The sequence below is a fragment of the Tautonia sociabilis genome, assembly GCF_003977685.1.
GTDB lineage: Bacteria > Planctomycetota > Planctomycetia > Isosphaerales > Isosphaeraceae > Tautonia > Tautonia sociabilis.
Window position 1 is genome coordinate 1 of record NZ_RYZH01000048.1, and the last position, 19088, is coordinate 19088.

At 63.6% G+C, this 19088-nt stretch carries 13 protein-coding genes; 10 read left to right on the forward strand and 3 right to left on the reverse strand.

From position 1 onward, the window contains the following. The first annotated feature begins 213 nt into the window (after positions 1–213). The 7 genes from TsocGM_RS20060 (at position 214) to TsocGM_RS20090 (ending at position 13600) form a co-directional block, all read left to right on the forward strand. Positions 214–1353, forward strand: a complete 1140-nt coding sequence (locus TsocGM_RS20060) for a PDDEXK nuclease domain-containing protein (RefSeq protein ID WP_126727248.1) — start codon at positions 214–216, stop codon at positions 1351–1353. Then, positions 1350–2321, forward strand: coding sequence for a tyrosine-type recombinase/integrase (locus TsocGM_RS20065; protein WP_126727249.1), 972 nt, complete (start codon positions 1350–1352; stop codon positions 2319–2321). Before TsocGM_RS20060 ends, TsocGM_RS20065 begins: the two co-directional genes overlap by 4 nt. A gap of 285 nt (positions 2322–2606) precedes the next feature. Continuing rightward, complete coding sequence (locus TsocGM_RS20070; protein WP_126727250.1) at positions 2607–4523, forward strand: hypothetical protein; 1917 nt, start codon at positions 2607–2609, stop codon at positions 4521–4523. A 21-nt stretch (positions 4524–4544) separates the two neighbouring features. Further along, positions 4545–7022, forward strand: coding sequence for a hypothetical protein (locus tag TsocGM_RS20075; protein ID WP_126727251.1), 2478 nt, complete (start codon positions 4545–4547; stop codon positions 7020–7022). 110 nt (positions 7023–7132) lie between these two features. Continuing rightward, complete coding sequence (locus TsocGM_RS20080) at positions 7133–10753, forward strand: helicase-related protein (protein WP_158633653.1); 3621 nt, start codon at positions 7133–7135, stop codon at positions 10751–10753. Positions 10754–10790: 37 nt separating this feature from the next. Next, on the forward strand, positions 10791–12743 hold the full coding sequence (locus TsocGM_RS20085; protein ID WP_126727253.1) for a hypothetical protein: 1953 nt from the start codon (positions 10791–10793) through the stop codon (positions 12741–12743). Positions 12744–12865: 122 nt separating this feature from the next. Continuing rightward, positions 12866–13600: a phospholipase D-like domain-containing protein gene (locus TsocGM_RS20090; RefSeq protein ID WP_158633654.1), complete on the forward strand. Its 735-nt coding sequence runs from the start codon at positions 12866–12868 to the stop codon at positions 13598–13600. A gap of 400 nt (positions 13601–14000) precedes the next feature. Here the strand turns inward: TsocGM_RS20090 and TsocGM_RS26565 are convergent, their stop codons facing one another. After that, positions 14001–14168, reverse strand: coding sequence for a hypothetical protein (locus TsocGM_RS26565; protein ID WP_199756847.1), 168 nt, complete (start codon positions 14166–14168; stop codon positions 14001–14003). Here TsocGM_RS26565 and TsocGM_RS20095 point away from each other — a divergent pair. Then, complete coding sequence (locus tag TsocGM_RS20095; RefSeq protein WP_158633656.1) at positions 14109–14435, forward strand: ATP-binding protein; 327 nt, start codon at positions 14109–14111, stop codon at positions 14433–14435. The two genes, TsocGM_RS26565 and TsocGM_RS20095, sit on opposite strands and share 60 nt — an antisense overlap. A gap of 161 nt (positions 14436–14596) precedes the next feature. Here the strand turns inward: TsocGM_RS20095 and TsocGM_RS20100 are convergent, their stop codons facing one another. After that, positions 14597–15043 (reverse strand): hypothetical protein, encoded by a 447-nt coding sequence (locus TsocGM_RS20100; protein ID WP_126727256.1) that lies wholly within the window; start codon positions 15041–15043, stop codon positions 14597–14599. Positions 15044–15227: 184 nt separating this feature from the next. On the opposite strand from TsocGM_RS20100, the gene TsocGM_RS20105 reads away from it, so the two are divergent. Both TsocGM_RS20105 and TsocGM_RS20110 read left to right on the forward strand, forming a co-directional pair. Then, a complete protein-coding gene (locus TsocGM_RS20105) occupies positions 15228–15824 on the forward strand; it encodes an ECF-type sigma factor (protein WP_126727257.1) in 597 nt (198 codons plus the stop codon). Next, the gene (locus tag TsocGM_RS20110) at positions 15814–18300 is read left to right on the forward strand and encodes a serine/threonine-protein kinase (RefSeq protein WP_158633657.1); all 2487 of its coding nucleotides are present in this window, start codon (positions 15814–15816) and stop codon (positions 18298–18300) included. The genes TsocGM_RS20105 and TsocGM_RS20110 overlap by 11 nt, the downstream gene beginning before the upstream one ends. Positions 18301–18318: 18 nt before the next feature. Here the strand turns inward: TsocGM_RS20110 and TsocGM_RS20115 are convergent, their stop codons facing one another. Continuing rightward, a complete protein-coding gene (locus TsocGM_RS20115; RefSeq protein ID WP_126727259.1) occupies positions 18319–19083 on the reverse strand; it encodes a hypothetical protein in 765 nt (254 codons plus the stop codon). Positions 19084–19088 lie beyond the last annotated feature (5 nt).

A 19088-nucleotide genomic window follows, 5' to 3' on the forward strand; every position in this document is an offset into this window, starting at 1 on the left:
CCGGAGACGATCCCTGCGGCTTCCCGGCCCGGGGAGCCAAGTGTATTGTCGGATACCGGGATCGTTTATCGGACGATCGCGCCGAATAGCTCCAGAAGAACCACGCCAGTTACCGTCAAACTTAACAGGCACCACCGCAGCTCGGCAACGCTCAAGAACGAGCCGCCCGGGGCCGACGAACGTCGGCTCCCATCGTCACGGAAGGCCGACCCGATGGCCAAGAAGAACGCCGACCGCACGCCGACCGCGAGCAAGCCGAAGGCCGACCTGCTCCCGAAGGGCTACGAGACCTTCCTGGGCGAACTCAAGGAGCGCATCCGCACAGCACAGCTCCGCGCCGCCGTCGCGGCCAACCGCGAGCTGATCGCGCTCTACTGGCAGATCGGCCGCGGCATCGTCGAGCGGCAGAAAGCCCATCGCTGGGGCAACGCGGTCCTCGACCGCCTGGGCCGAGACCTCCAGGCCGAGTTCCCCGGCGTCAGCGGCTTCTCGCGGACGAACCTCTACCGGATGCGGGCCTTCTACCTGGCCTACAAGGACACCCCCGAAATCGTCCCACAGCCTGTGGGACGATTGGCCGAGGGCGGGCCCCCCGAGGCCGTGGCCGCGGTCCCCTGGGGGCACAACGTCGTGCTCCTCGAGCAGGCCAAGGACCCGGACGAACGGCTCTGGTACGCCCGCAAGGCCGTCGAGAACGGCTGGAGCCGCAGCGTCCTCGTCCACTGGATCGAGAGCGGCCTCTACGAGCGTCAGGGCCGGGCGAGCACCAACTTCGAGCGGACGCTGCCCAAGGCCCAGTCCGACCTCGCCCGCGAGACGCTCAAGGACCCGTACAAGTTCGAGTTCCTCACCCTCGCCGAGGAGGCCGAGGAGAAGGCCGTCGAGGAGGGCCTCCTGGCCCACATCCGGCAGTTCCTCATCGAGCTCGGGGCCGGGTTCGCCTTCGTCGGCCAGCAGGTCCACCTCGAAATCGGCGACGAGGACTTCTACATCGACCTGCTCTTCTACCACCTGAGGCTCCGCTGCTACGTCGTCATCGAGCTGAAGACGACCAAGTTCAAGCCCGAGTACGCGGGCAAGATGAACTTCTACCTCTCGGCCGCCGACGACCTGCTCCGCCACCCCGACGACGCTCCCTCCATCGGCATCATCCTCTGCAAGGCCAAGGACGAGGTCGTCGCCGAGTACGCCCTGCGCGACCTGTCCAAGCCCGTCGGCGTCTCCAGCTACGTCACGAAACTCGTCGAGTCGCTCCCCCCCGCCCTCCGGGGCTCGCTCCCCTCCCCCGAGCAGTGGGAGCGGGAACTCACGGGCGCGAGGCGCAAGCCCAGGAAGGGAGGCCGAGGATCATGACCGACGAGCGAACCCCCGCGACCATCGAACCGGCGGCCGCCGCCATCGTCCCGGCCGTCGTCGCCCGGTTCGGCGAGAACGCCGCCGAGCGATTCTTCACCTTCTTCACCGACAACATCAGGAATCCGAACACCCGGGCCGCCTACTACCGCAACGCCCAGCGGTTCTTCGCCTACTGCGGCGACCGCGGCCTGGAGCTTCGGGACATCAAGAGCTACCACGTCTCGGCCTACGTCGAGGAACTCGCCCAGACGATGGCTGCGCCCTCGGTCAAGCAGCACCTCGCCGCCATCCGCATGCTCTACGACTGGCTCATCGTCGGCCAGGTCGTCGAGATCAACCCGGCCCAGGCCGTCCGCGGGCCCAGGCACGTCGTCAAGAAGGGCAAGACGCCCGTCCTCACCGAGGACGAGGCCCGCGACCTGCTCAAGAGCATCGACGGCACCGACCCGGTCAGCCTCCGCGACCGGGCCCTCATCGCCGTCTGCCTCTATTCCTTCGCCCGAATCGAGGCCGCCCTCGGCATGGACGTCGCCGACTACTACCCCCAGGGCAAGCGCTGGTGGTTCCGCCTCAAGGAGAAGGGCGGCAAGCACCACGACATGCCCGCCCACCACAAGGCCGAGGAGTTCGTCGACGCCTACATCCAGGCCGCTGGGCTCAAGGACCAGAAGAAGACGCCCCTGTTCCGCACGGCGATCGGCAAGACCAGGACGCTCGGCGACCGCCGGATGAGCCGCCATGCCGCCCTGAAGATGGTCCAGCGCCGGGCCCGGAAGGCGGGGATCGCCACGGCGATCTGCTGCCACAGCTTCCGGGCCACGGGCATCACCAATTACCTGGAGCACGACGGCACGCTGGAGAAGGCCCAGCAGATGGCCGCCCACGAGTCGCCGAAGACCACCAAGCTCTACGACCGCACGGCGGATCAAATTACGCTCGACGAGGTGGAACGAATTTCAATTTAACATTCATTACAAGTTTATTAGAACTTTTGAGCAATTTCTTATTGCATGCGCGATTGCGTGACACAACTGGGTAGCGACAGGGTTTGCTGGTGATATACTGAGACTAGGTAAGGCTCGGCCGACCGACGACGCGGGTAGCGAGGAGGCAATGGGGCACAGCGAATGTGTCACAAACCATGATGGATTCAGCGTTTACAAAATCTGCACGCGACGGCAATAGGTCCTGCCGAATCCCGAAGCCGGGCGACGAAGCGTGGATTACTTCTCCGAAAAGCAACGGGGTCCATGGCCGTCATCGAACGGGTTGAATGGAGTGCTCTTGATCGCCAAGTCGAAACCCAGCAGCGCAACCGCGAGACATTTTCCCCGGTCGTCTCGCTGTTCCGCTGGTGGGCACGGCGTCCGCATGCCGTCGCCGGCTCGCTCCTCGATGCCGCCATCGAAGCGTTTGGTGACGACTCCTTCGTGGTCTCCGACCCGTTTAGCGGGGGCGGTACGGTTGCCTTTGAGGCGGCGAGACGGGGGTTGAAGGTCTATGCCCAAGACCTGTACCCGTGGCCTTCCCTCGGCCTAGCAACCTGCCTCAACCGGGCTGATCTTCACGAATTCCACTCCGCCAAGGCCGACCTGATTGAACGTCTCGACCCCCTCCGCAAAATGTATCGACGATGCGGCATGGCTTCATCTGCCGAAATCACCCACGTCATCCGGGTACGGACGGCGCCGTGCCTCCATTGCCGGTCAAACATGTATATCTTCCGCGACCCCCTCATCTCGGTCGCGTCGCGGCGCGCCGGAGAAGCCTGGGCATTCTACGGTTGCTCGGCCTGTGGCGCGGCAAGTCGCCGACACCGGGCAGTCGAGACGTTCTCCTGCGGGTCCTGCCAGACTCGCTGGCGAGCGCACGGCCCGAAGGTCTACTCTCAGAATCCGCAGGTCCAATGTCCTCATTGTCGGAGAGACTGTCTCCTCGCGGAACTCTTGGCAGCGGAGCCCCGCTGGCACCCTGTGCTCGTCCTCGAGCGGAACGTCCTCGGCGGCAGAAACACTCACCAGCTACGCGCTGTGGAGAGAGGAGATCCTGTCGCCGACCGGCCGCCCGACCGATTCATCAAGAAGCTTCTCTGCTCACCGATTCCTGAAGGCTTAGAAACCGGACACCTGCTTCGAGGAGGCTTTCGGCGCTGGTCCGACCTCTATACGAAGCGCCAGATCCACGTGATTCGAACAGCCCTCGAAGAGGTGAATCGTCTCGACGTCTCTGAGCCAGTGAAGACGAGGTTACGCTTGTCCGTCCTCGGGGCTTGTGAGATGCCCGGCTATCTCTGTCGGTGGGAGAGGCACCACCCAAAGGCTTTTGAGGCGATCGCCAACCACCACTATTCCCGTTCGACTGTGGTGGTCGAGACGAACCTCCTCTCGCCCACCGGCCGAGGAACTATCCCAAGACGTCTGGAAGCCGCGGAGCGCGGACTCCAGTGGATGGGCGCGGACGGACTGCCATCTACCGTCAAGCACGCATACGCTGGCGGTAGGCGAAGGCGCCTCTCTGTAGGGGCGATTGTTGTGACGGGGAGCAGCGAACGCCAAATCCTAAAGGACGGCGTAGCTCGCCTCGTACTCACGGATCCGCCCTACCACGACGATCTACAGTACGGCGAACTCGCCCGCCTATTCCACGCGTGGATGGTTGATGCGTTCGGCATCCCCCTTCCGAGCGAATCCCGCGAGGCCGTGCCGAACAGCCGACGCGGCACCGATGTCATCGACTACGAGCGGCTTGTTGCAGCCTGTCTTGCCGAGAGCCGGCGGGTCCTTGCACCCGACGGACGGCTGATCCTCACGTATCACAACAAGGACATGAAGGCCTGGCGGGCGCTCGGCAATGCCATCCGCACCGCCGGATTTCGCATCGTCGGCCTTGCAACCGTCTCCGCCGAGAACTCGGCCGACCATTGCAAACGAGGAAAAGAGGCTTTCCTCTGCGACCTTGTCATCGAGTGCATACCACGCCGCCGCGGCCGACCCAGAGAGCCGCGCTTTGCCATCTGTGGCAATCTTGATTCCCCCGAACGTCGCAACCTGATCGCGGTCGGCCGGGCCCTCGCTGAGCGGGTGAACCAGCGGCAAGCCGTCGACATGACGGAGCGCTATGCGAGCTACCTCCGAATTCTGGGAGAAGACCGTTTGCTGATCCGCTGAGAGCCGCACCAGGAGGGCGTCATGACCTGGCTGGATACGTTCAGGGAGGTGGATCGAGAACAGGTAACCCTCGCCTCCGTTCTGCTCAAAGACCGCATCCCCCTCTCGAGGAAGGGGTCGAGACTCGCCAGTTCCCTGGTCGAAAGGGCGAGCGGAGTGCTGGCCTCGCGTCTCCCCGTCCGGTTGAAGCCCGGTGAAAAGCGCCGCCTCATTTTCTTGCTTCCCAACGCTACCCAGAGTTTGGGACGTCATCTCGCGGTCAGCCTACTGCTCGCCGACTTCGTCCATCGACAGGGTTGCGGTATTCCCCCCGAAGAGAAGGGCCGGCTCATCCCCGGCGACCTTCTCCTCGTCACTCAGCATATCCGTGAATGCGTCGGACTCCTCCGTGAAGTAGCGATTCGCTACGGTACCGAGTCCCTGCCCCTCACAAAGTTCTGGCCCATCGAGGTTCTGTCCCAATATTCGCCTCCTGTCGATGACAAGCCGCGAGTTTTCGTCGCAAACCCTGGGTGGGCGGCGGCGATGGAGGTACGCCGTCGGTTCGGTACGGTTGTCATCGATGTCTCACATCCCCGAACGGGCGGTCATATCGACACGCTACTCAAGCACCCCAGTATCAAATCAAGTCCTGCACAAATATTTATATTTCCTCCGTGTGAGCAGGCTCGCCTGAACCGGCTCAATGAGCGAGGACGCGAATCTTATCTCGCATGGGCTTGGGATCCCGCCGCCGTCGACGCCTTGGAACAGATCGTCGAGCCCGCGCGGTCGAAACCCATCGAGAGTCCCTCGGAGCGGCTTTTATGGCTCACCGACGACGACGAAACGGATGAAATCCTCGCCGGACTTCACGAGTTACTCGTCGGTGCCATGCGTGCCGGAGGCGGTCGGCTCCCTGCACCGCTGCTCGAAGCCTGGTCGGTGTACCACCGGTTTCGGCAGCTCGCTGTACCCCTTCTTCATCTCGAGGAAGCGCGACGGAAGGCCTATAGAACGGTGACCCTCAAGGAGCGTATCGCCGGGCTTGAAGAGAGCTCGCCGAGCGCAAATGGCCCACTAGGCTCCTACCTCGACGCACGCTGGCCCCAGATCATCCGCACGCTCGGGAAACTCTACGACCTCTTCATCGAACAAAAAGAGCCGGCGAAATTCTACACGCTCGCTTGTGTCCTCCAGGAAGAGCTCGAGCGTGAGCGTTCGAGCGGCGAGGACCAGCCGATCCGCATCGTTGCGCCCACGGCCCACGAGGGCAGCATGCTCGCCGCCCTGCTAGGAGACCTAGTCGACGGCTGGGCTGACGCGCTCCAGGCCGGCCGAGCCGTGATTTCTACGGTCAGGGAAGAGCCCCGCCTCGTCGCCGAGGGAAACTGTTGTCCGAGCATACTTCTCGGCTTTCGCACGAGCGACACGCGTTATCTCGACGTCTATCCCAGAATCCCGATTCATGTGGTCGCCTACCCCTTCGAGGCAGAAGTCGACGAGGCTATCCAGGCAAGGGTTCATACGACGATCGAGCGCCTCCAAGAGAATGGGCCTCGTACGACCGTACTCCGGTCACTACGGCTCCCTGTTACTGACGGCAAGCATACCGGACACGCAGGCGTCAAAGGGGCAGACGGGACTTCCCCCCGGAGCGAGCGTCCCCTGGTCTCCAGGCGCGTCGAGACCCGGACCGTCAAGACTCTCAAGCGAAGGTTTCAGGCCGACGATGCCGTGGAGCCCCTGGATATCGAAAAGCTGGCTGGCATGACGTGGTCGGACGAGATCGTCCTCGGCTCCGCAGGCGACGACGAGGCCGGCGACGGGTCCGGGCCGCGCGGGCCGATTGAATTCGTCGAAATCTTAGACGCGTCCGGCGAACGGTTCCGCTACCCCGCCGCTCGACTGGTCGACGTTTATCATCCGGCGACCGAGATCAAGGAACGGATCCCAGCCGCTCATCTCAAGCCAGGAATGCTCATGGTCGCCCTAGTTGACGACTATTATGACAACGTGTTCGAGCGTCTCCTTGACGCGATTCGGGAGGATCGCGATATCCGTGCCTCGATGGCGCTCGACCTTTGGCAGTGTGCGAAACAGGCGGCGCTTTCGAAGTACAGGGGCAATCGTCGGCGCCTCTTCGAAGCGCTCGCGTCGGCCGGTCTCGGTGTAAAATACGAGGCCGTCGTTGGTTGGTTCAACGGCGGGGAGGACGAGATCATCGCCCCCCTTGATGAATCCGATTTCCACCTGCTTGCTAAGGCAAGCGGCCTCTATTCCGACCCGGACCTGATGCGAGCGACGTTCGCCTGTATCCGCTCGGAACGAGTCCTGAGGCGCCGGTGCGGTCGACTCTTGGGTCGACTCTTGTCCCAGATCGCGGCCGGCCAGCATTACGAGGCGGCAATACGGAGCGCGAAGGCAATCGGAACCCCGCTCGAGCAACTCGCTGCTGCCGTGAGCGTTCGCGAGGTGATCTCGGTCCAGCGTATCGGAACACTCCTCTCCATGCACTGATCATGGCATTGACGACAACTGCAAGCCAGCCAGATGACGGAGGTCACGTGAGCGCTAGAGCAGCCAGCCAAAGCCGGTCGCCGTTCACTTACCGCGACGAGCACGCCCTCGTGACGTACCTCGTCAACGACCTCGAGCGAAAGCTCGCGGGGCGGCACGAGCCGCGCTTCCTCCGCATCGTCCCGAGCGACCACTGCCATCTAGGGGTGCTCGGTCCCCGGGACCCGAATGTGGTCCAACCCGACGCACTCGACCCAGCCGACGAGGACGAGGCGGCGAATGAAGTACCCCAGGCAGGCACTCGCCCTGCGGCGAGCGGGCCCGCCGATCCGCAGGCTTTGGTAGCCGAGGACGATGAGGAGACAGCGGAAACCGGTGTCGGCGAGGCCGAACAGATCGCGGCTGAGCAGCGGAGCTCAAACCGCGACTCGACGCGAAGGCCCCCGTCGTCGCTGGGTTTCGAGCTGGTCGCCACGCCCGACCCGGAAGGGAGAGACATCGAACTGACCGTCGATGTCTCATTCTGCGTCTATACACAGCACTTTCCCACTTTCGAAGAGCAACGCGAGGAGATTGGACGCAGCGCCAACGCCCAAGCTGCTGCGCCGCAGGCTGGATCCCAGGCCGCGACTCAGCGTGCCATGGTCTCCCTCATCGAAGCGTTCATCCGACGAAATGTGCCGGTTCCTCCGATCACAATCCGGATCGACCCCTCACGCGGCCACCAACGCTTCAACGACGGCGGTCTTGTCCAGCAGGCGCTCGACTCGGTCCTCAGCGACGCCACCTCCGATCCGAGCATTTGGAGGGAAATCCACGGGAATGCCACCATACCCGTTCAGGCGCTACAGACGGACGAAACGTACCAGCGCCATCTGCAAGCGATCGCGACGGGACCGGTGCTACGACCTCCCCTCCGGGCCAGGCTCGACGTTCGGGTCCATCCGCACCGAGACGGCTCCGTCAGGATCCAGTGCTACCTCTGTAACGATACCCCGCGAGATCCCATCCAACGTTTCCGCGACCAGCATAATATCCTCGGCGACTGCCACGTCACGGGCACTCTGGTCCGCGGCGAACTCGCTCCGATTGAACTCCTCCCTGTCCCTCGGGACTACCAATTCGACCTCAACGTGTGGGCGGTGGGCCACGGCACAAGCGTAGTTGTATCAGATGACCACCACTCGATCCGCACCGAAGCTCTTGCCCGATTCGAGCAACAGCGCAGGACGACAAGCCAACAGCCGACCGCACGGTTCGACGACCTGATCCGTGATCCGCTCGGGTCGCTCGAGACCATACGGATTGCGATGGAGCGCTACGGCGACGATTGGCAGGCTCGAATCATCGACCAGAACGCCCTTGGGCTAAGGCCCGACGCGCTCGAGCAATGCAAGAACGACCTCCAAGCCTTCCGCGACGAGGAGGCCCGCTTCGCCTCGGGGATCGCGGCCATAGCCCAGGACGAGCGGCTTCATCGTGCGTTTGTAGGGATGAACCGCGTCTTCCAGCGGACAACTGCCGGTCGATACGAGAGCTGGCATCTCTTCCAGATCGTCTTCATCGTCACCCAACTGCCGTCGCTGGCCATCCGCGAGGGGATCACCGCGGGAGAGTGGCCCCAACGCACTCCACGCGATTGGTCGGATGCCCTGGACTGGGCTGACGTGCTCTGGTTCCCGACCGGCGGAGGGAAGACAGAGGCCTACCTTGGCCTCATCAGCTGCGCATCGCTTTACGATCGACTTCGCGGGAAGCGATTCGGCGTCACAGCGTGGCTCCGCTTTCCCCTCCGCATGCTGAGCGTCCAGCAGCTCCAGCGCGCGGCAAAGGTCGTCTGGGAGACAGAGCAGGAGCGGCGACAGTTGCTCGGCGAAGCGGCCGAGAGCTCGGACCAGATTAGCCTTGGCTACTTCGTCGGCAAGACGAGCACGCCGAACCAGCTTCGGGGGCCCGACGTCGGGGAGTGGACCTTCGAGCGGCTCGAGTCCGAGGCTCCGCTCCGAGACAAGCTCCTCCTCGTGAGCGACTGCCCCGCTTGTCGGGGCCAGGGCTCGGTCCGAATTCAGCCCGACCGTGCAAAGCAGCGCATCCGCCACGTTTGCGGCGCCTGCCGCACCGAGCTTCCTATCTACGTCTCAGATGAGGAAGTCTATCGATTCCTCCCGACGGTGATCATCGGCACGATCGACAAGATGGCCACCATCGCCTACCAGCCCAAGCTCTCTATGCTCTGGGGTGGTGCCGCCTGGCGTTGCCAGCAAGACCCGGAGCACGGCTACGGGCTCGGCGACTGGTGTGTGGATAATTGTCAGCTCAATCCAAGGTCCGGCTCGCCTCCACGCCGTCGCACCGCGATACAACATCACGATCCAACGCCGAGCTTTCACATCCAAGATGAGCTCCACCTTCTGCAGCAGGAGCTCGGCGCGTTCGCGGGCCACTATGAGACCCTCGTGCGCTCCTGCGAACGGGCTGTCGGGGGCCTCCCTCCAAAAACCGTCGCTGCAACGGCCACGGTCGAGGGCTTCGAGCACCAGATCCGCCAGATCTACGGGGTCCCCCACGCCCGTCGCTTCCCTACCCGAGGCTATGATCTCTTCGAGACGTTCTATACGACGGCGGACCGGGATCAGGATGAGACCACGCAGCCGGTCAAGACCGCCCGGCTCTACGTGGCATTTCGCCCGCCCCACCTTCACGCGGCCGACGCAGCGGCGCTCTGCGTCCGTTTACTACACGAGGAGCTCATCAGGCTGTACGACCGCCCCTACGAAGCGGCCGCCTGGCTCCCCACCGCACGAACCGAGGAGGAAGTCAGACACCTTCTCCATTTCTACACGACGACCCTCACCTACGTCGGCACCAAGGCGCGGGGCATCCGGATCAGGCAGACGCTCGATCGGGAGTCGAGTCGCCTCCGGCCGGGGAATGCCCGAGACCTGAGCACGGAATTCCTCTCGGGCGATTCCAGCCTCGCGACTATCGCGGACGCGGTTCGCCGGATCGAGGCGCCCCCGCTCGATTGGGCCGAGGACGGTCACCTCGACGCGACGGTTGCGACAAACGTCATCAGCCATGGAGTGGACATCGAACGCTTCAATCTGATGGTTATGGACAGCATCCCCGAGGAGACCGCCGACTACATCCAAGCTTCCAGCCGCAGCGGACGGCGTCACGTGGGGCTCGTCCTAGCGGTCCTCGCGTCCTACTCCCTCCGCGCGTCGAGTATCTATCACAGGTTCACTGAATATCATCGCCACCTCGAACGGCTCGTCTCGCCCGTATCTGTCAATCGGTTCGCAAAGTTCGCCGCGAACCGGACGATACCCGGGGTCTTCATCGGCATCCTCCTCGGGCGGTACGGCGCCCGCGAGCATACACCGCAATTCACCAAGCGCTCCATTGCTGCCGAGCTTCTCAACCCTAATGCTCCGTCCAGGTTGCGGACCCGGATCGACCAGGCCACGCTGAATCAGGACGTCCGAGAAGCCTACGCACTCGGCGAGGGCATCTACCCGGACGGTCTCGAGCTCGCCATGAGCCAAGTGCTCGCCGAGCACGTCGACCGTTTCCTGTATTGGATCCGCGGGAGCCAGCGGGACAGGGTGGTCGATGTCATCCAGCCCAAGGCGATGACGAGCCTGCGCGACGTCGACGTTGGCGTCAAGTTCCGCCCGGAGGAGGAGGCCAACTGGTACGAACTCCAATGGTTTAATTCCCAATCATAATTCGGCTGCAGATAGCCTCTGTGCTACGGAGATCACTATGGCATTCAGTCGCGGCCAGACCCAAGTCCTCTACCAGTTCCTCCCAGGTGCGATCTTCGAGCACGACCAGTACGGGTTCTGCCAGGTAACGAGCGTCGAGTTCCGCGAGACACGCGTCAACGAGGAGGCTCTCTTTAATGCCGTCGCTGACCTGCTCGCGCAGTGGCCGAGCGACCAGTCTCGGCCCGGATTCGCCGACCCAAGGCATCGGCCGAATCGGCGCTATTATGTCGCAGGCACGCCGACTTCCGTCCGGTTCAGGCCCTACCCGACCCTGCTCGAATGTCGTGTGTGCGGCCGGGTATTTCGGCTGCGCGACCTGGTCCGCCGCCCGAATGCGCAGCCCCGCCGCTGTCCGCAATGCATGGGTCCGCTCACCCAGCTTCGCTACGTCCAGGCGCACAACTGCGGAAGACTCGAGGAGATCTACTACCCGGCGACCGCGTGCCGAAGGCACGGGAGCGCCTTTCTAACCTTCCACGACACTGGACGTGTCCGATCGGCCCGGTGGCGATGCGGCCTTTGCGGGAACGCCGAGGTGGCGCGTCTGAGAATGACGCCCTGCACCTGCCCCTATTCGAGATCACTTCCCCAGGGCCCGGGCTCACAGTACGAACGCGGCCTGAAAACGCTCGCACTCACCGACAGTGCGTTGTACCTCCCCCACATCGTCCCTTTCATCAGTTTCGACGAAGATCAGGAGCGGGGCCTTACCGGCGACCCAGAGCATCTCTGCCTCGTACTTGCAAGGACGTGGGGATTACTCGACCGAGCCCTCCCCGAGGTGATCAGAGAGCGTGCGACCCGGCGTGAACGAGGCCCCGCCGCCGCCCAGAACGATGCCATGACGGAGAGCCTAGTCCAGGCCCTCGAGCAAGTCGACCCCAACCATCCTACGGTTAAGCAGTGGCGAAGACAGCAGGCGGAGCAGGCGAACCCTCTCGACGACACCGCGATCGGCCGCGTTCGTTCCCTTCTCGGGTCCGCAGCCCCCGCCGCCGATGCAGCCACACCGCGTCAGCTCTTCGAGCACATTGCGGTCCTCGACACGCTCGAGACCTCCTCCGTTGCCAATGTCCACGATTGGCTCACCGAGCTCGGCGACCGCGATGGAGCGGAACGGATCGACCAGGCAGCTCAGTCCGCACGAGAGAACCTCGGAATCGGCGACCTCAAAATCATCGGCAACTTCCCGATCGCCCTCTGTGCGGTCGGCTACACGCGCATCACGCGAGACCCAAATAGAAGCATTCTTGTTCCTTTTGAGTCGAGCGACCCCCAGGGCAGGATGCCCCTCTATGTCGTCTCTGCCGAGACCGAAGGAATCTACCTACAACTGGACCCGGTCCGCGTCGTCGCATGGCTCGTCGAGAATCACTGGTCCCAAGGGCCGGCTCCGGCCGCCAGGGAGGAGGCGTGGGCGTGGCTCTACCGAAACGTCCTCGGCCTGTCCCAGAATCGATGGGATGCCAATTACTACGACCCGATGACGGTCGCCGTCCGGACCCTGCTCCACACCATCAGCCATGTCCTCCTCAGGCATGTCGAATGGAGCGGCTTCAGCCAGAACAGCGTCGGCGAATACCTGCTCCCGGGGGCGCTCGCCTGCGTCCTTTACGCGAACCGCTATGCCGAGACGAAGATCGGAGGACTCATCACCCTTTTCGAGCAGCGGCTCGGCATCTGGCTCGACGACTCAGCCCAGAGCGGACGCGATTGCATCTACGATCCGTTCTGCACGGATGAAGGAGCGACCTGCGTCGGATGCTTGCACCGCGAGTACAACTGCCCGCAATTCAATCGCGAACTCTCCCGCGCCGTCCTCTACGGCGGCCCGACACCGCCACCTGAGCTGGGGAGCGACCTTGGCATTCCGCTTATCCAGCGCGGCTTCTGGGAGAATGTCCGACCCTCGGCTCTAGCCGCATCGCAGTCCGCGGCGCAACGCTGAAATTCCGTCCAATGGAAGGAAACTCACGTACTGCAGTGCTCAGGGCTCGGCTCGGATGTGACCCAGAGCTTGTCGCCCGACTCGCAGCTCCTCTTTGGGCGAGGGTCGGTCGGACAGTAGGGGTGGCGGACCTCTCCTGGGTACGACCACTCGCGGGCGAGGAAGGCCCGGAAATCCTCTGGAGAGCCCTCGAGGAGGCTGGAGGCGTCTCGGGTGTTGAGTCGCGTCTCCGCGCGGATGGTGTTGCCAAACTCTGCTCTTCCCTCGTGCTGTCCGATGTCTCGACATCGGGTTCGGAGACAGTCGAGGAACGAGCATGCAGGATTGTCTGGACGCTCCCAATCGCCCACGTGGCACACGCGAGACGCGGTTCGAGCTACCGGGATGCGATCATCGAACTAATAAACTATTCTAATAAATTATTGTTCATTATTTCCCCATTCGTTGATTCCTCAGGTATGGCCGCGATACTGACACCGCTCCTGAGCGCCATGCTTCGAGGCGTGCAAGTAACGCTTGTCACCCACGACGCTATTAACCTCGCTAGCTTTACAAGCAGGGCCATCGAGGAACTACGGCGCGAGGCCGAGCGTGTAGGAGGGAATCTCGCCGTCTATTCTGCGGAGGCCGGCACTGGCCGAGACAGGCAAACGCACCCGCTCCTGCACGCGAAGATCGTGGCCTCCGATGGTAAGAAAGTTCTCATCGGCTCGGCAAACCTCACTTCGCACGCGCTCGCGTCGAACTTCGAAGCCGGAGTCCTTCTCGGCGTCGAGTCGGCGGAGGACGTCCTACATACTATGGACGATTTGCTAAAATCTCACTTCGTATATCTCGTATTTAGTACTGCAAATTAATTATAAAATTGCCATATTCATATCATGAAAATACTCTCATGATTTAGGTATATATTTTTTACAGGTCCCTGACCTCCCACAGCATCCGGGCGTGCCCCCCCAGATCGACGGACTCCAGGCCGAGGCCAAAGTCCGCGTCTCTGAAAAAACCACGGTTTCCGACGATGAGACGGGCGACGACGCAATGCCGGGGAACGGGCAGAAGACCCTCTGCAGGAGCGGGACGATTCCCCACCAGAAGTGGTCGAACTTCTACTTCAAAGTGCTCACCAGGCTGGCGTCCTCCCAAGGACTCTCGCTTGAGGTGAAGACCACGGCCCGACCGACGGGGAGCATGCCAAGTCCAAGGCGGAAGAGGTGAAGACCGCCCTGAGGGAGCTGGGCCTCGATGAAGACGTGACTATCTCGTAGCCATCGGCTCAAACGGCCGATAGATCCGCCGCTTCAGCCAGATGCACGACGACGGCACCGGCTCCAGGCCCGCCGCCTTCCGCACCCGATTCACCCCGTGCAGAATGCTGTACTGCTGCCGCCGGATCGGGGCATACGGCTCGAACGGGAAGCTCAACGTCGCGTACCTGGTCGTCGACGAGGTCGGCTTCGAGCCGATGGTCCGCGAGGATGCGAGCCTGTTCTTCCGGCTGGTGAGCTACCGGTACTGCTGGGGAGCACGGCGATCTCGACGAACAAGAGCGTCAAGGACTGGCCGGGGATCTTCGCCGGGGACGAGGCGTTGGCGGCGGGGATCCTGGATCGCCTGCTGCACCGGAGCGTGGTGTTGAACATCCGGGGCCGGAGCTACCGGCTCCAGGACCTGGAGAGGCTGCTGAAGTGACCGGGCCGCCGATGGCGGCCCTGGTCGGCCCCCGAGGGGGCCGCTGTTGAAGAGTCGTTGCCCGGCCGGCCTCGTAACACTTCGTGTCACTTAACCTCGTAAAGGTTGGTGTCACTTGACAAACGTGCCCTTGTCTTGATCACTCAGCGGGCCGCATTGGCCTACAACCAGTCGAGAGCGAAGCCATCGCCTGTCCTGTAGAAGACAAAGTAAAGATTGTCGCCCCAATTCTCCGGAGGGTAAGGCTCGCCTGGGTCGGGATTCCGGAACCGCACCCACCCCGTCTTCGCCACCCACGTCTGATTCCGATCATTCCAGACGAAGGCCTTGATCTCGTAGACTTTCGGGTTCGGAAGCGTGAGATCGGTAATCCGAGGCGAGAACTGGCCGGGGAACACGGGCCCGGTGATGCCGATGAGTGTCCCATCGCCCCGGCGAACCTTGAACCGCGTGATCCGATTCGTCTCGTTCCATATATAGACCTTGTCGCTGTATCGCTCTTTCAGTTCGCGCGACGTATTGACGAGGGTTTCCCAGACGCTGTCTCCACGCGCAATTCCAGGCCCTGCCAGGGCGAGAAGAACGGCCGCGATGCAGAACCTTCGCATTGATTTTCTCCCGCCTCGGTTGAGGGAAAAGGTCGGCTCGTCATCGGCTCCGATAGCACGATTCCCGGCCACAACCGACCACGCCGGCCGGTGTGGCCTCAGAGCATCAATGGGTTGAACGCCCAATAGATCCTGCGACAATGACCGCAATTCCCCCTAAAAAATTTCCCCCGGATCCGGAACGATGGTGTTCCAACATCGCGAATTGGAGCCGGAAGACCCCGCACTTGAGGAAGAGCCCGACCTTATCGTCGCAGTCTATGAAGACTTGCGACGGGCCGCGCGTCGTCTCGTCCGGGAGGAATCACCTTCGGATGCGCCCCAGCCTACATCCCTCGTCAACGAGGCGGCGGCTCGCCTGCTCGGCGACCCAGCCGTCAGGGGACACACCGATCGGCGCTATGTCTTCGCCGCCGCCGTCCGGACCATTCAGCGGATTCTCGTGGAGCGGGCCCGTGCGAGGAACCGGCTCAAGCGTGGTGGCGGGTGGACTCGGCTGCCCCTCGACGCCATCCTCGACTACTTCGAGGAGCAACGCATCGACGTCTTGGAGCTCCACGACGCCATCGAACGCCTTTCGGCATGGGACGAGCGGCAGGCCGAGACGATCAGGATGCGTTATTTCATGAGGATGACAGTCGATGAGATCGCCAGGTACCACGGGCTCTCCACCTCCACCGTCGAGAGCGACCTCGCGCTGGCCCGCGGCTGGCTGAGGCGTGAACTCTCCGGGGCGAACGGGGGCATCCGTCCCGTTGGAGGGAACCTGCATGACGGGTGATCCGACATCGATGACCCCCGAGCGATGGCAGGAGATCCGCAACGCGTTCGCCCGCATCCGGGCCTCCGACCCGGGGCGACGCCGCGATGGGGTGGCCGCCCTGGCCGCCGACGATCCGGCCCTGGCCGCCGACGTCGAGGCGCTCCTGGCCGAGTCCGAGGCCGCCGAGGCGGAGGGGTTCCTCGGCATCACACCCACTGAGGAAGAAGCCGATGAACCGGGTGACGCCCTCACGCCCGGCGAACGCATCGGCCCCTATGAGATCGAGCGGGTCCTAGGCCGCGGCGGTATGGGGACCGTCTATCTCGCGATGCGGGTCGAGCATTACCGGCAGCACGTCGGCCTCAAGCTCATCCACCCCGAACTGATGAGGGGCAAGCTGCTCCGTCGCTTTCATGCCGAGCGACAAGTGCTTGCCCTGCTCGAACACCCGAACATCGTCCGGCTGCTCGACGGTGGGACCACGGACAGCCAGACGCCTTATCTCGTCATGGAGTATATCGAAGGCGAAAACATCGACGACTACTGCGAGGCCAAACAGCTCCCCGTCAGGGAACGCGTCCGCCTGATCCTTACGGTCGCCCGGGCGGTTGCCTACGCCCACAACCAAGGCATCCTACACCGTGACCTCAAGCCCGCGAACGTGCTCGTGACATCCGACGGGGTCCCCAAGATCACCGACTTCGGCCTGGCGCGTCGGATCCGGCAAGACGATCAATCGACCCTGACCGAACCGGGGGCCATCCTCGGCACGCCGAGCTACATGGCACCCGAGCAGTTCGTCGGCGGACCGGGTAGCAACGAGCAGGCGGTCGATGGCTACGCCCTCGGGGCAATCCTCTACCGCCTGCTCACGGGCCGTGACCCGTTCCAGGCGGAGGCCGTCGTCCAGGCCTATCTCCGCATCACCTCGGAGGAACCAACCCCGATCCGGCGACTCAATCCGGCCGTGCCCCGCGACCTCGAGACGATCGCGATGAAGGCGATGGCCAAGGAACCCTCCGAGCGCTTCGCCTCCGTCGATGCGCTGGTCGAGCAACTCGGCCGCTTCCTCGCGAATCAACCGCTCACGATCCGCCGTCCCTCTCCTATCACCCGGCTCGGCAAGTGGACCATCCGTCACCGCCTGGCGCTGACCGTCTGGGGAGTGACCGTCGTTGTACTGCTCGCCATCCTCTCCGGCATCCTGTTCGCCCACAACCAGCGGATCCGCGAGGCCTATGCCGCCGAGGCCCTAGCGAGGGACCGGGCCGAGACGAACCTGGAAATCCTGAGTGACCTACTCCAGCGTTCCACGCTCGCCGCCGAGTATATGATCGCGGAGGTCCCCCTCGGGTCGGAACGGACCCATGCCCTCCTCGCCGAGTGGCAGGCGTTCTACGAGGAGGTCCTGGACCGGCTGCCCGGCAGCCGCAATGATCCGGAACTCCGCTACCGGGCCGCTCTGGCCAACTACCACCTCGCCCGGTCCTTCAACAGCCGCGATGCGGACCAGAACCGACCACGGACCCTCCAGCACTTCAGCCGTTCGATCGACCTCCTCGAACCCCTCAGCCACGCGCACCCCGAGAACGAGTGGTACCGCTACAACCTCTTCCGAGGCCTCATGCAGCAAGCCGGGGTCCATCTTGCGGCGGGCGACTCCGATCGGGCCGAGCGCGACGCCGAGGCGGCTCTCCAGGCCGTCGAGGCCCTCGCCCGGGACTTCCCCGCCAACCCCGACTGGCGGGATGCCGTGGCATTTCAGCACCGCAGCCTGGCGGAGATCCTGTTCAGGCGAGGGCGGGTCGCGGACGCGGAGGGCCATGCCCGCCGCTCGCTGGAGGTGGCCTCCCAGACCGTCGAGGAGGCACCCGATCGGCCCATGTACCTCTCCAATGTCCGGAAGGCCCTCCACCTACTCGCTCGAATCGCGCATCACCGGGGGCGGCTCGCAGAGGCCGAACAGTTGCTCCTGCGGGCCCTCTCGGTCGGCGAAGAGCTCGTCCGCCACGTCCCCGACGACGTCGCTTATCCCATCGAACGCACGGAGGATCTTCGGGCGTTTGCCCTCCTCCTCTCCGACCTCGGCCGTGATATCGAAGCTGTCCCCCCCCTTGAAGTCGCGCTCAGGACCGCTGAGAAGTACGCGAGGCTGTACCCAGAGAACGATGTCTATCTCGTCAAGCCGATTCAGTTTCGCCTCACCCTGGCCGAGATCTACGAGCGACTCGGACGGACGGAAGACTCCGAGGCACTCTACCGGGAGGCGTTCGCGACGGCCGAAACGCTGCTGAGAGAGCGGCCCGACCTGGCATCCCTCCGCATCCTCCTCGACCGGGCCTATGCCGAGTGCCCGCTCGCCGAATTTCGTGATCCTGAGCGAGCCCGAAGGAGCCTCGGCATCGACTCGGCTGACGAGCAAGGAATCGACCCCGCAGAACCCGCCGAACTTCGATCGGGGAAGACCGGCCACCCATCCATTCCATCGCTGTGACCCCTGGAGGGCATTGCCTTATCTTCCATCTCGTCGACCAGACGAATCGCGAAGAGTCCCTCGACGCTCCTCCTCCGGAGGTTCAAACGGCCGATAGATCCGCCGCTTCAGCCAGATGCACGACAACGGGACCGGTTCAAGGCCCGCGGCCTTCCGCTCCCTGTTCACCCCATGCAGGAGGCTGAACTGCTGCCGCCGGATCGGGGCATAGGGCTCGAACGGGAACCCGTAGAACTCCCGCGCGAGGCCCTCGACGCCCCTCCGAAGAGCCATGTCGAGGAAGTAGGCCTTCAGCGCCTTGAAGGCCTCCTGGTCGATCCGCACGTGCGGATGCCCGCCGCGGAAGCTGACCGAGTAGCCGCCGAACCGAATCGGTGATCTCCGCACGTCCTTGATGACCGGCTCGTCCTCGAAGAAGCGATGCCTCCCGTGGGTGGCGAGCAGCACGAAGAACCGCCGGTAGCGGATGTATTGCAGGTTCGCCTGCCCGGCCCGCTTCCGACGCGCCCGCGTCCATTTCGAGACCGCGATGTCGTAGCGGTCGATGAGCTTCGCATCCACCGCTCGCGGGTCCTTCCGCTCCGGCACCTCGCCCGTCACGTAGAAGTGGTAGCCCCGGCCGACGTAGCAGACGGCCAGTTGCTGGACGAACCCTTCGAGCGTCGTCGCCTCGCAGCGGTACTCCGCCCCCCGGGCACGAGACAGGGGGTCGATTTGTTCTGGGGCACAAATCGACCGAAAAGCCGCACGTCCTTTGACCGAAACCTTTCCTCCTACCAGCATCCGCT

Bases quoted from the DNA above. Each gene is read 5' to 3' on its own strand.
- TsocGM_RS20115 (WP_126727259.1), bottom strand. From the start codon at position 19,083: ATGCTGGTAGGAGGAAAGGTTTCGGTCAAAGGACGTGCGGCTTTTCGG.
- TsocGM_RS20085 (WP_126727253.1), top strand. From the start codon at position 10,791: ATGGCATTCAGTCGCGGCCAGACCCAAGTCCTCTACCAGTTCCTCCCA.
- TsocGM_RS20065 (WP_126727249.1), top strand. From the start codon at position 1,350: ATGACCGACGAGCGAACCCCCGCGACCATCGAACCGGCGGCCGCCGCC.
- TsocGM_RS20070 (WP_126727250.1), top strand. From the start codon at position 2,607: ATGGCCGTCATCGAACGGGTTGAATGGAGTGCTCTTGATCGCCAAGTC.
- TsocGM_RS20075 (WP_126727251.1), top strand. From the start codon at position 4,545: ATGACCTGGCTGGATACGTTCAGGGAGGTGGATCGAGAACAGGTAACC.
- TsocGM_RS20105 (WP_126727257.1), top strand. From the start codon at position 15,228: ATGGTGTTCCAACATCGCGAATTGGAGCCGGAAGACCCCGCACTTGAG.
- TsocGM_RS20110 (WP_158633657.1), top strand. From the start codon at position 15,814: ATGACGGGTGATCCGACATCGATGACCCCCGAGCGATGGCAGGAGATC.
- TsocGM_RS20100 (WP_126727256.1), bottom strand. From the start codon at position 15,043: ATGCGAAGGTTCTGCATCGCGGCCGTTCTTCTCGCCCTGGCAGGGCCT.
- TsocGM_RS20060 (WP_126727248.1), top strand. From the start codon at position 214: ATGGCCAAGAAGAACGCCGACCGCACGCCGACCGCGAGCAAGCCGAAG.